A 14,108-nucleotide genomic window follows, 5' to 3' on the forward strand; every position below is an offset into this window, starting at 1 on the left:
ACGCTCCATGACAACACTTGCCACGCCCACCACGGGTGGCGCCATCGCAGCCCGCGCGCGCGCGGGAGCGCCCCCGCCAGGGGCTCAGCGCCGGAGATTGCGGCGCTCCGTGGCGCTCAACTGGCTGAGCTGCGACTCACTCAGGTCCATCTGGCCCAGCACCTGCACCACCCCGTTGGGGTCGTAGCTGGCCGGCGGCGCCTTGGCCCCTTCCCTCGCCTTGGGCGCTGCCTCATCCGTGTCCGTGCCAAAGCCGAGCACGCGCACGGTGAAGATCGAGGGCAAGCCCTGGCGCGCCGCCCTGCGCTCGCGCTGCAGCGCGTCCTGCGCCGCGCCCACCGCCTGCGAAGCCACCGCGCTGGCGTTGGTCAGCGCGCCAACGTTCACCGCGGCCAGCACGGGGATGCCGGTGGCCTTGCCCTGCACCTGGATGTTCTCGGCGTTGACCACGTGCAGCGCGCCAATGTTGATGTTGCCAGACACGCGGATGCCGGCTTCGCCCGCGTCGATGGTGCCCAGCGGCGCGATCAGGTCGATGTCGCCCGGCGGTACCTCTGGGACCGGGTTGAGCGTGGCGATGCCCGCGCCGGTGTTGGGCGTGGTGGGCGACAGCGTGACCAGGCCGATGTTGTCGTACACGCGCCGCTGCGGCGTGTAGACCACGGTGGACTTGGAGCCACGCCCGGCGTTGATGTCGCCCTGCGCCGACCACGCCAGGATGTTGCCGCCGAAGGTGGTGAAAATGCGGCTCTGCCCCAGCAGGATGCTGTCCCTGGCGTAGATCTGGACGTCGCCGGCGCCCTGCGTCAGCACGCCCGAGCCCTCGCCCGGGACGAAACCGCCATCGACGCCGACCAGCGTGCGCCCGCCCGGCGTCATGATGTCGATGTCGCCGCCGAAGTCCGTATGGATGCCGGCGTCCAGCAGGTCGTACACGCCCATGTTGTACGGGTTGCCGGCCGCCTTGTACTCGTCGCGCCGCAGGTAGGTGACGCCCTTGAGCGGCCGCTTGGTGGCGAGCGCCCCGGAGACCGGGGCGTAGTAGTTGGCGCTGCTGAACATGGTCAGGTCGCCCTGGTAGGCAAGCGCGTTGCCCTGCGCGTCATGCGTGGGGAAGAGCGTGGCGATGGCCTCGCGTCCGCGCAGGTAGCTGCCTTCGCGCGGGCCGCCCGCCTGGTTGTACTCGCGCCCGGCGGCCTTGAGCTCGGCGTAGTACACGTTGCGCAGGTAGGCCCGCTGCTGCTCGGGCGGCAACGCGGCGAAAAACTGCCGTGCGTCCATGCTGGCCGCGTCGAAGTGCAGGCCCAGGCCGTTATGCCCGCCAAAGCGGCCACTCAGCCAGTTGACCAGGTGCAGCTGGCTGGCCAGCCCGTACTCGCGCCGCAGGTCGCGGTTAGCGGCGGCCGCGCCGGCCGCCAAGGCTTGCTGGCGCGCGCTGTCAAGCTCCGCCTGCTTGCCTTGCAGGTAGGCCGGCGCGCCGGCCTCGTCGCCCGCGTAGCCGAACTGGGCGCGCAGCCAGTCGGCCAGCTTTAGCTCACCGCCATAGACGGCCACCACCTTGCCCGGCTGGTCAGCAAGGGCGCGGCCCGCATCCGCCTGGTTGGCGGGATCCAGGTAGCGCTTGGCGAAGGCGTTGAAATCCAGCCCGTTGCGGCCCACGCCCGCCGCCACCGCGATGCTGGCGCCGCTGCCGCGGTCGCCCGGGGTCACGTTGGCCACCGGCCCGATGCTCTTGAGCTCGGCCCGGTCGGCCATGTACAGGTCGCGCCCGGCGGTGACTTCGAGCAAGCCGGGACCGGCCACGTAGAAGTTGCTGAGGCGGATGTCGCGGCCGGCCGAGACCACGGACACATCGTCAGGGTTGTTGTGCACGATCAGGTTGCCACGCGCGCTGGCATTCAGGACCGCGACCGGCTTTTCGGCGAAGGTGCCGTCGCCGCGGCGAGGAGGAATGTACCAGCCGTGGCCATCGGCGGGCACGTCTTCGGCCTCGCCCAGCGCTGTACCCGCATTGACAAGGTCGCGCCCCGCGCGGATCGCCACCGGTCCGCCGCCTTCATACCAGTTACCGAACGTCAGGGCCGAACCGACGCCATTGGCACGAGAAATGATCGACCCCGTGCGCAGGCCGACGATATCGCCATCGACCGCATAGAAGCGCGCCGGCTGGCTGCCGGGGACCGCGTAGCCCGAGGCCGTGGGCGGCGTGAAACTGAACAACGGGTACGCCTGGTACGTACCTGCGCCGCCGTTGTTCGCCAGGAACACGCTGGCAGCCAGCCCGTCCGGGCTGATATTGCTCAGTTTCAGCGTGCCGTAGACGATCTTCACCGTGCTGCCGCTGAACGCGGCGTTGAACGGATTTGGCAGGGCCGTGGGATCGGCGCCAGACTGCGTGATCCCATAGCCGCCGGCGTAGATCGAGTCGGCGGCCAGCAGCTCCAGCTGGCCCGCGCCCGTGTGGGCGTATTGCGGCCCCACCGGCGACGGGGCCAGCATCAGCGTGGTGCTGGACTGGACCGGCCGGCTAGTTCCATCGATGGCGCCAGTGCTGGAATTGCCGTAGTAGAAACTGCCGCTGGCCGCCACCGCGCGCAGCACCGACGGCATCATGAAACGCCCGTCGGTCGCCGTATGGTTGCCGGCAGAGCCATTGTCCGCCGCCGCGGTGGACGGCGTCAGATTACCGCCCGCGCTGAACAGGTCGATGGCGGTGCCCGGCGTCCACAGCGAGAACCAGGTCCAGCCGTCGCCGGTGTAGCTAGCGCCGTTGGCCCGGAACGGCGTGCCGTTGTTGACCAGCGCCACACGCCCCGGGTCGCCCACGCCGCCGAGCACCAGGTCGCCGCGCGCGTCGATGCGCACGCCGGCATCGCCGGGTACCAGCACCGGGCCGCCGCTGGCGATGGAGGACGTGGCCTTGTACACGTCGTAGGCGCGCGATTCGGCGGGATCCGCGCGGTCGAAACGCAGCTCGATGCCGCCCACCGAACCGGCCTCCATGCGCAACGCCCCGCGCAGGTTGACGAAGGTGCTGTTGATATCGCTATAGACCCCCGAGAAGCGGGTGGCCGGCGTGACGTCACCTGTCTGCGAGGAGAAGGCGCGCACTTCCGCCACCGGATTGAGCCCTCCGCCGATGCGGATGTCGAGGTCGCCGCCGCCGGCCAGGGTGAGCTGCTTGCCATCGGCCGAAACGCGGCCCGTGCTGGCCACCGCCAGGTTCAGGCCCTGGCTGCGCGACACATAGTTGCCGGATGCCGTCATGCGCGACGACAGCATGCCGGCATCGCCGCCGGCCTCCAGCACCAGGTTGCCGCCGCCCAACGTGCCGATGCCGGTGAACCCGACCAGGAACGGCGCTTTCGCGAACAAGTCGTAGCCTTCCGTCGGGCCGGCCACATAGCTGCCGAAGTTGACCCACCAGGCGGTGGGCACGCCTTCGCTGCCCGTCACGGCGCTGCCGGTGCCCTGGCGCCACAGCCAGTTGCCAACGGCGGTGGAGCCGACGTGGGCGCGTAGGACGCCGATCGCGTCGGTCCGGGACTGGCCGCCTCTGACGCCGATCAGGTCACCCTTCACGTCGCCCTGGGCACGTACCAGCACGTTGCCGCCGTGCTCCGGATACCAGGCGCGGTACAGGCTCTGGCTGCCGCCGTCGATATACGGCGCAAACGTCGTGCCATCCGGGCCCAGYAGCGTGCCGTCGAAGGCGGTGGCGCGTGGCAGGTTGTACGCCGCGCCCACGCCGGCGGACTGCGTACCGGCGGTGTAGACGCCGAACGGCGAAGTCATGGTGAAGTCGCCGCCCGAGATCAGGTCCAGGTCGCCGGTGCCGGTGCGCAGCACGCTGAAAAGCTGCTGGCGGGCCGGCTGCAGCTGCGCCCTGTACACCGGCGGCGTGCCGTCCTTGACCTTGACGACCAGCAGGCCATATCCCTGGTCGTTGAGGTTCTTGACCTCTTCCTCCCCGCCCCATTCGTCCAGGTTGATCGGCGTGCCGGGCTCGATGCCGATGATTTCCAGCGAATTGCCCGCCCACACGTATTCGCCCGGCAGGCCGGTGCCCGGCAATAAGACGTTCGCCGAGACCAGGCCGTAGTGGGTGTCGGCCAGCAGCATGGACGCCTGCTTGCTGCGCGCCTGCAAGGCACGCGTGTCCGCGGCCTGCGTGTCCGCGCCGCTCACCAGCCGCACCGACCACGATTGCGAGCCCTCGGGCAGCATCGGCGCCAGCGCCCAGTTGCGGCCCTGGTTGCCGCTGGCGTCTCCTGGGCGCAGCGACACCATGACCGCGTCGTCCGGCAGCTTGACCACCGTTTCGCTCGGGATCACCGCGCCCTTGCGCAAGGCAAGCGCGTTCGCCAGGTAGACCCCTGGTGCGGTATCCACGCTCGTGCCGGTCTGCGGCAGCGGCACGCCGGCCGGCCAGGTCATGGCCGCCACGCTGGCCCCGCCGGTGAGCCGGTTGCCGGCGTCGAGCTGCATGCCGCTGGCCAGCGTCAGCGGCTGCGACAGCACCGTGCCCGCCGCCTGCACGACGTTGCCCTGCGCATCGCGCACCGCCCCGCCCAGTATCGTACCGGCTGGCAGGACCAGGTCCGCCGCCAGCGTGGCGCGCGCCGGCAGCACCGTGCCGGGACGCAGGCTCACGGCCTTGATCGGCAGGTCGTAGTTGAGCGTGCGGCCGGACAGGAAGAAGGTGTCTTCCGCCAGCGTGACCAGCTGGCCCTGCGGGATGACGACGTCGCCGCCCCAGGGCACCCGGCCCTTGACCAAGACCCAGCCCTGATCGTCCGGGGTAACCGGCAGCGCCGAGGCATCGAAGCCATCGGTCAGGCTGCCATAGACGTTCAGGTTGCCGCCCGCGCGCAGCACCAGGGCGCCGGCTTCGCCGGAGCCATAGACACTGGTCTGCTGCGTGCGCGGGTTGACGCTGGCATAGCGGTAACGCGACAGATCGATGTCGCCATCGATGTGCAGGTCGCCATCCGGCGTGGCGCTGACAATCTCCACGCCCGGGCGCAGGTGGAAAGCGTCCGCGTAGCCGCGCAGGCCGGCGAGCTTGCGGTTCATCAGGTCGGCGTTGGCCAGCGCATTGCCCATGAACGCCAGGCTGTCTGCGTGCTTGGCGTCCAGGTAGGCCTGGTTGATGACCTGGTAGGGACGGCCGTCGGCCATCGGGTCGGTGCCCCAGGCCGCGTCCTTGTAAGTCCAGAAGCCGTTGACCGCGATGGAGCGCGCGCCGTCGATGCGCAGCGCGCCGCTGGCGTCGATGTCGATATCGTTGCCGGTGGCGCCGCCCAGGCGCGGGGCGTTGAGCTCGACCGTGCCGAGCGACTGTGCGCCGGCGCCGGTGCCGGCGCGCAGGTCCATGCGCGCGCCGCTCGCCAGCGTGAGCCGGCCCGTGCCGGCGTTGATCTCGATGGTGGCGCGGTTGGGCGCTTCGATGACCTGGCCGTAGCTGTCCACGCGCAGCACCGTGCCGTGCGCGTCGAGCAGCGCGCCGCCGCCGATGGTGACGCCGTCGCGCGCGGCCAGGCGGATGCTGCCGACCTGCTCGCCGCTGGCGTCGATGGTGCCGGTCACGGTGAGCTTGCCGCCGTCCACCGACACGCTGACCTCGCGCGCCTTGAGCTCGTCGCCGATGGCCAGGTCGCCCTGCTTGAGCTGGAAGCTGCGGATGCCGGAGAGCTTGCCGTCGTTGAGGCGCTGGTTCAGCCCCGTGAAATCGGCGATATGCTGCGCGCGAATATCCGCCCCGCCGGCCGCGAACGGCACCAGGGTGCCGCCGGCATCGTAGTGGCCGCTGCTGCCGCCCAGCACGCTGCCGCGCAGGTCGATGGTGCCCGCGCCCGCGCCCAGCGCGAGCACGGTGAGCTTGCCCGCGCGGTTCTCCTTGGCGGAAACGTCGATCAACGCGCCCGCCGCCTGGCGCACGTCGCCGGCACGGCTTTCCAGCACCACGTCGCCGCCCCAGCTGTACTTGCTGACGTCATAGAAATCGAGCTTGCGCCCAGCCAGGTCGAGCCGCGCGCCGTCGCGCAACACCACGTCGCGCTCGGCGGACACGGTGAGCTTGCCACTGGGCAGGATCACGGTGCTGTCCAGCGCCACGCTATTGCCGTTGAGCGCGATCTCCGCGCCCAGGGCCTCGGCCAGGGCCTTGCCGGACAAGGCCGGCGCGGCGGCACCGGCGGGCGCCGTCAGGCGGATGTCGCCGCCGGCGGTGATCTTGTTGACCGAGCCCGCCTGGCCGGTCAGCAGCGGCGTGTTGAGATTCAGGTTGCCGCCGCTATAGGCATAGCCCTTGGCGGCGTCGTCCCAGGCGCCTTGCGACTGGTAGACCGCGAGCGACCCCTTCTGGTTGGCGGTGATGCGCTCGCTGGCGTTGAGGTCGACCTGCGTGAAGCCCAGCACCATCCGGTCCATGGCGTGGATGGTGTCGGGGCGGCTGTTCGGGCCATAGCCGAACTCGATCTGCTTCGCGTCGACCTGCAGGCGGCCACTGCCCGTGCCGGCGCCGCCGGTTGCCACCAGCCCCGGCGCGTTGGTCGCGCCGTTCCACACCAGGATGTCGGTGTGGATGCGGGCCAGCGCATCCGCATTGCCATAGCCCTGGATGGCCGGCGTGCCCAGCACCAGGCGCGCGAGCGAGGACTTGCCGGTGGCCGGGTCGATGGTGGACAGCGCCACCGAATCATAAAAGCGCAGTGCGTCACGCGCGGTCAGCGTCAGGTTCTCCAGGGCCGGCGCGCCGGTGCTGGTGTCGCCCTTCAGGAGCCGGTCCAGCACCTCCTGATTCAGCGTCAGGCCTGGCGGCAATGCACTGCGCGCGGCCAGGTCCGCCAGCGTGGCCTGGTTGCCCGCGTTGATGCCGCCGACCGACAACACCAGGTTGCGCGTGCCGTAGCGTACCGCGTCGCGCAGGTTGAAGCTCTGATCGGTCGAGGCAGCGATGGTGCCTTCGGAATACAGCGGCGTGGTGCCGTGGCAGACGGCGCCCGGGCTGCAGGCGCCGATGTCGATGCGGCCCGCGCCCCGGAGGGGATCCGCGCTGTAGCCCGGCGCCAGCATGTCCAGCCAGCCATTGGAGACCGCCAGCACGCTGCTGGAGCCCGGGTCGTAGACATAGCCGTTGGTGGCATCCCAGGCGGCCTTGCCCTGCCCCAGCGTATTGATGCCGCCGCCCTGCTCCACGAAGATGCCGCCCGATTTGGTATTGGTCACCAGGTACACCTCGGCGGCCTTGAGCACCGCGCCTTCGCGCAGGAAGATGCTCCACGCTCCGCTATCGAACGTGGCGATGTTGGCGCGTTGCCTGCTGCCGGTGTAGTCGACATAGCGCACTGACGGCAACCCGCCGATGCCGATGCGCGAGGCGCCGATGGCATTGATATCGGCCGCGTATAGAGAGGTGCCGCTAAAACCCGGCGTCGGCGCCGCGCCGGTGGCCAGGATTTCGTAGCTGGTTTCGCCCATCATCAGCGCACTGCCGCCAAAGCCGCCTGCGGCGGGCGCATACAAGGCGCGCCCGGCAAAGTGCAGGACAGGTTCATCGCCAGGGGCGCGCGGCGTGGTCGGCGCGAAGGACAAGCGCAGTGTCTTGGCGTCTCGCTCCAGCTGGACGCGCGGCACGCCCTCGCGGGCGGCCTGGGCCAGCGCGAAATCCGCGTAGCTCATCTCGTTATATTGCGAATAGCTGCGCAATACGTCGGCTGGCGTCAGGAAGACCTGGGTAGGCACGGCGTTGCGGATGCCTGTGTTGGCCACGCCCAGCTGCGCCGAGGCCGCGTACGAGCCATTGCGCATGGCCATGGCGCCGCCGGCCGCCAACGTGCCATTGCCAAGCCCGTTGAGCTCGACGCGGAACGCGCCGGGCAACAAGGCGAAGGTGGAAGGCAACAGCGTGTAGGTGCCGGCGGGCAGGCCCGGCACGCCGGCACCAATGGTGATCTGGCGGCCGATGGCCGGATCGCTGGCCCCTTTCTCCGCCACCACCGGCGCATAGCCGGGCTGCACGCCCGGCACGATCGCATAGACCGGGTTGGTCGACAGGCCCGGCAAGGTGAAGCCGCCGCGGGCACCGACCTGCACCAGCGGGTTCATGCGCGCATCCACCGAACCACCGCGCCCGGCGAGGAAGGCCGCGCCGGTCAGCGTGCCGCCACCGCGCAGGTCCAGCACCGCGTCCTGCCGCACGTCGATGGTCTTCCCGGTCAGGGTCATGGCGGGGCCATTGCCCACGCCGTTGAACACCACGTCCTTGCCGTCCTGCAGATAGCTGAGCCCGTCCAGCGAGCCGCCATAGGGCATGACCAGCCCGTTGGCGCTGATCGAGCTCACGCTGCCCGGCAGCAGGTTCAGGTGCTCCGTCACAGCGCCATAGCCCGCCGATCCCAGCTCGAGGTTGCCCAGCGGCGCCCGCACCACGCCACCCTGGTTGATAGTCGGGGCGCTCAAGCTCAGGCGGCCGAAGACGGAATAGGGCATGGCGGGCAACTCATCGCCCACGCGCTCGATGTTGAGGTGGCGCGCCGGGTCGAATTCGCGCTGGACGTTGCCGTAGTTGTCGAGAAAACTGCGCTGTCCGACCGTCACCGAGCCACTATCGCCCATGCCCGGGTAGATCTGCGCGGCCGCCAGCGTGAGGTTGCCGGGTACGTTCAGCGAGGCGTCGCGGTACATGCGCATGTCGCCGCGGCTGCGCAGGGTCGTTTCGTCAAAGGCACCTCGCTCCACCGCCAGCGATGTGTCGGCGTTGCGCTTGATGACGCCGCGCACGCCGATCTGCGTGGCCCTCACCAGGTCCAGCAGGTCCGCCTCGACTTGCAACCGGGTGCCTTGCGACACCAGCGGCACGCCCGTGGTGTTCACAGTGGGGTTGGGCATGTAGTAGAAGTCGGGCGGAACGCGGGTCGTGCCGGCCAGGCGGACATAGGGCGCGGCCAGGCTGACCTGGGTGCCGGCTGCGGCATGCTCCGCCAGCGCGATCGCGCTGGTCGTCAGGCGCAAGCTCTGCCCCACGGCCAGGTTGACGTTGCCATCGAAGCTGATCAAGCCGTTGGCCAGCAGCGCGACGTTGTCGAACCCGCCTGCCCCGATGCGGTCCGCGCCGATGCGCCCGGCGCCGTAGGCCAGGGCGGCATCGCGCTCGCCAGGCCGCAATCCGGCCGCCAGCGCGGTGGCGCCCTGCGTTTGCGCCACCACCAGCTCGCGCGCGGCCCGCACCGCGTCCTCGACGCTGGGGCTCTTCTGGCTATAGTTGTCCACCGGACCGTAGGCCGGCGTCTCCAGGTTCAGCGCCAGCGTGCCGCCGGCGGCGCCCTGGCCGCCGGCAGCCGCGCGCAGGCTGCCGTCCAGGAACAGGCCGCGGAAGGAACTCAGCGCGATGACGCCACCGTCGCTCGCCACCTGCGTGGCACCCAGCCCGGGCAGGTCCAGCCGCGCGGAAGTGCCAGAGGCATCGATGCGCGCGCCGGGCCGAACCACGACGAAGGCGTCCGCGGCGTCGATCTGGGTAGCGTCCAGGTTGTGGCGCGCGCCGATCTCGATCGTGCCACCCTGGCCCACCTTGCCGTATGCGTTCCCGCGTGCGTCGACGGCGGTGACCGCGCGGCCGGCGGCATCGAGCACGGCGCCGTTGCCGATCCAGATCGACATGGCATTCCCGATGCCGTTGGGCCGGTCCGCCTGGTTGCCGGTGCCAAGCTTGCCGGGCAGCAATGCGATATTGCCGCCCCAGGCGTTCAACGTGCCCTCGACGGTGATCTGGCCATTGCCCTGCAGGGTCAGCGCACGGCCCGGATCCACGGTCACGGTGGCGCCCTGCCCGACGACCAGCGGCGCCTGGGTGTAGACAGAGCCGGCCGACAACGCCAGGTCGGCGCCGCCGCGCTGGGCCAGCGTGGCCTTGAGCGGGTCTTCCTGCCACAACGGCGGCAGCCAGCGCTCCAGGACTTGCGCCGGATCGGCGCCGCTGGCCACCGCGTGGCCCGCGGCGGCGTCAAAGCGCAGCACCGGCATGGCTACCGCCACGTTGGCATCCCGGGCCACCTGCACGCCTTGCTGGGCGGCCACAGCGTAGCGCGAGAAGCCGCTCTGGAACACCTCGTTGCCGATCACCAGCAGCGGCTTGACCGCCACCGCGCCCGGCAGCTTCGTGCCGGCCAGCAGCCTGGCGCCCTCGGCCAGCACCACGTCCTTGGGCAACGGCGTGCCGGCCAGCAGGGTGTTATTGAATTCGGGCACGGGGATGCCGTTGGGAAAGACGTCCGCCGGCACCACGTATCCCGGTGCCAGGTCGCCCGATGAGCCTACCAGCACGGTACCGGCGGGGGCGATGTTGCCGTTGGCATAAAAGCGGCCCTTGTCGTCGATGACCGCGAAGTTCCAGGTCGTGCCGCGCGGCACCAGCCACGGCGCTTGCAGCGTGACCTTACGCGTCGTGCTGAACAACGGGTTGCCTTGCATCGCCTGGCCCGGCGCAACAGTGTCCGCCGCGTACGTGAAATCGCTGGACAGCACCGTGCCGGCCGGCAGCGTGACCGGCTGCGCCAGCGTCAGGTTGACCGATACCGACTGGCCCGCCGGCAACAAACCGCTGTCGGCCAGCAAGCCGCCGCCGATGGCAATGCCCACGCCGGTGTCGATGGTGAGCGTCCCCCCGCCCTTAACGCCGTAGCCGCGTAGTTCGCCGTTCATCCGCAAGGCGCCGGAACCGTTGCCGGCGACGTCGTTCTGGTTGGACAACAGCGTGATATTGCCGCCCCGCCCGCCCTGCACCTTGTTGCCGGCGAGCAACGCCGCGCCCGACGACACATCCAGCACGCTGCCGGTGCCAAGGGTGACGTCGCCAGTGCTGCTGATGGTGATCGCGCCACCGTTGACGTAGGGCAGCCCGCCGATCCGGGTGAAGTCCAGCTCGAGGTTGGACCACAGCCCCCGCCCATCCAGCGTGACACCGTCGCCCACCGAAACGCCGGGCGTATAGCCCTTGGCCGGTATCGCCACCACCGGCACGTCTAGCCAGGCGCCACCGGCGCTGCTGGTGTACTGATTGAGCATGTTGCCCAGCGCGATGCGGCCGCCACGCGCCGCGAGGTCCGCCCGCACGTCCACCTGCGTGGCATGCAGCGCGAGGTCGCCGCCCGCGGCCACTTGCACGGCGGCGCCAACGTCGATGCCGTCCCTGGCGTAGACCTTCAAGGCGCCCAGGCCAAGCCCATTGATCCACCCGGCATCCAGGCGCAACTTGCCCTTGCGCTCGTCGGGCAGCGCGTCCGTCATGGCCAGGCCATCCGCGATGCCTGGCACGGCGCCGATCTCCACCTGTTTCACCAGTGCCTGCGGGCTGTCGCGCAGCATGCCGGTCTTGTTGTCGTAGATCGGCGTGAGCTGCCCCACGATCAGCTGGCCGGCACGTGGCGCGGCGATCTGCGATTGCTTGTAGCCGTCCAGGCTGACATCACGCGCCTCGCGCTGGCGATCGCCCTGGAATACCGTGGTGTCGACATGGCCTTCGAGCACCGCGGACTGCGTGCCAACGACCACGCGCCCGGCATCGCGCCCGAGCGTGTAGCCGTTTTCCAGCCGCTCGCCCGGCGCAATCAGCGGGCTGAGGAAGTATTCCGTGGTGTTCTTGCCCCAGCGCGCGTGCGCGTTCTCGAAGCCGCGGTACAGCCCGGTGTAGAGGTTGTCCGCAGGCGCGGTAGCCAGGTTGTACAAGCGCCCGTCGGCTCCCCTGAGCCAGGTCTGCTTGATGATGCCGCTCTGCACGTTCAGCGAACCGCCGGAGACGTTGATGCCGGACCCGGCCTGCGTGACCAGCTCGCCGCCGCTGAAGCCCACGGTGCCGCCCTGCGCGGCCCATTCGCCGATGCTGTGGCCGCCGGTGCTCAGGTAGCCGCTGACTTCCAGCAGGCCCCCGCCCGTGTACATGCGCTCGGTGGCATAGCCGTTGGTGCCCGCGGCGACGCGCACCAGCGTGCGGCGGTCGATCCAGATATTGGCGTTGTTGAGCAGCTTGCTGTCGCGGTTGAGCGGGGCGTCGCGCTGCTCGTTGCCCTGCACGTTGATCATGACATTGTTGGATTCCATCGCCACGCTGACGCCCACGGCGCCGGCCACGTCGATCGCGGCGCGGTCCGCCACGCGCGTGCGGCGCACGGCGCCCACCATCACCTGGCCGCCGGTGGCGAGCGTCATGGAGTCGGACTGGAAGTCGACGTCGCCGCTGGAATCGATCTTCACCAGAGACTGGTCGCGCCGGTTGTAGGCGCCATCGCTCGGCCGGGCGGAGTCCTTGATCAGCACGTCGCGCTGCGCGTCCAAGGCCGTCGCGTTGCTGTCGTCGAGCAGGATGGCGCTGACGCTGCCGGGCGCCAGGATCACCCGGCTCTCGGCGTCTCCCGCGGCTTTCAGGTGTAGCGTGCCGCGCGTGTTGACCGAGGTACTGGCAAGCGCCACGCCGGCCTGCTCCACGCTGCGGCCAACCAGCGTGATGTCGCCGGTCGCCGCCTGCAGAAAGCCGCTGTTGCTCACGCGGCCCGCCAGGCTGCCGGTGTTGCGCTGCACGCTGACCTCGTTGCCGCGCGTGCTCGAATCCTGGTTGGCATCGGTGCCAACGCCCCTGCGGATGATGAAGCTGTCGCCGGCGGCCAGCGTGACCTGCCCGCCCGGCGTGGAGATGGACCCGTGGTTGTGCGCTTCGCGCCCGGCCAGGAGTACATAGCCGCCACCTTCGGTCACCGATTGCGGCTTGCGCGTTTCGATGCGCGCGCCGGCCTGGACAATCACGTCGCCCGTGGCATTGCCGTTCGATGACGTGCTCGGGGTGGTGACCAGGTCGTTGGCAAAGGTCGGCACATTGCCAACGCCAAGCGCATCGCTGTAGAGACCCTTGCGCATTTGCGAATCCGTCATGCCCGCTGCTGCCGCCACCAGGTTGCGCGTATCGACCTGGCTGCTGCCCGAGAACACGATGCCGTTGCGGTTGACGATCATCACCGTGCCGTCTGCCTTGATCTGCCCCTGGATCTGGCTGGGCCGCGCCTGCGGATCGTTGACGCGGTTGAGCACCGCCCAGCTCGGCTGCTGGTCGAACTGCACCGTCGTGTTCCGGCCGACGTTGAAGGTCTCCCAGTTCAGGATGGCCTTGTCCGCGGTCTGCCGCACGGTAACCTGCGTCCTGCCGTCGACGACCTTCTGCCCGGTTTCCTTGTCCAGCGGCCTCGCGTTGATCCAGCCCGCGCTCAGGCTGTTGGTATCCACCTTCAGGCCGCCTTCGGCCAGGCCATCGGGCACCGACGCATCGTTCATCGCCGCCTGCCGCGCGGCGGCCTGCGCGGCCTGCATGGCGGCGATGCCGCGCGCGGCCACGTTGAGGTTGTCGATGGAGCGTTGCAGTTGTTCGTTGGCGCGTTGCTGTTGCGCCTGCGGGTTGGTAAGCGATGCGGCGGGCTGGCCGTTGGGCAAGCGGCCAGTTGCCGCCGCCGTGTCCTGCATCAGGTTCTTTTGCGCCATCCAGGCGCGGCTGAAGGCTTGTTGCGCATGCGCGCTCTGCATGCTGCCGCCGGCCGCCACGAGCAATGCGATGGCGTGGGCCAGCGGTCGGATCGTGAGTACCGTTCTGCTGAATCGCGTTGTCTGTCGCGAGGGCATCTTCTTGTAGTGAACGCGCATGTTCATTCTGGCTTCCATTCCCGTCTAGCTCATTCGGCGTGGCCCGCTCGGCCGGCATTGCTTGGCATGGCTTGGCGAGCAGGCACTGCGATCATGTCCATCGATGGCAAGCGCCGTCGATGCTCCTGGGATCTAGACCGTTGGGCGCGGGGGAATCGGCAAGGTTTTATTTGAAGATTTCGTGACAGGGGGATAGGGGGGTGTTAAGCGGGCTTGGGGTTGCTGCTGACGTGGGTGGGCGATGTTTTATTGCTTCTAGCTGCTGGCGCGGCTGTGCGGGGTTGGCCGTTTACGCACATGGAGGTGTCACTTTTCTTTACTCGTAAAGAAAAGATGGTATGAACGCGCCCCGTCCCCGCAGTGGAGCGCGAGGTGGCGAGACGGTAGTGTGGGTCAGGCAGAAAAGAGTCTGATGAGAGGGGGGG

1 protein-coding gene is annotated in these 14,108 nt (G+C 69.5%); it reads right to left on the reverse strand.

Annotated features, from left to right (window positions below; translation table 11 throughout):
• Window positions 1-84 precede the first annotated feature (84 nt).
• Window positions 85-13,689, reverse strand: a complete 13,605-nt coding sequence (locus AB4061_RS15595) for a filamentous haemagglutinin family protein (RefSeq protein WP_441635228.1) — start codon at window positions 13,687-13,689, stop codon at window positions 85-87.
• Window positions 13,690-14,108 lie beyond the last annotated feature (419 nt).

The sequence above is a fragment of the Cupriavidus sp. YAF13 genome (genome assembly GCF_052113425.1).
In the GTDB taxonomy this organism is placed as follows: domain Bacteria; phylum Pseudomonadota; class Gammaproteobacteria; order Burkholderiales; family Burkholderiaceae; genus Cupriavidus.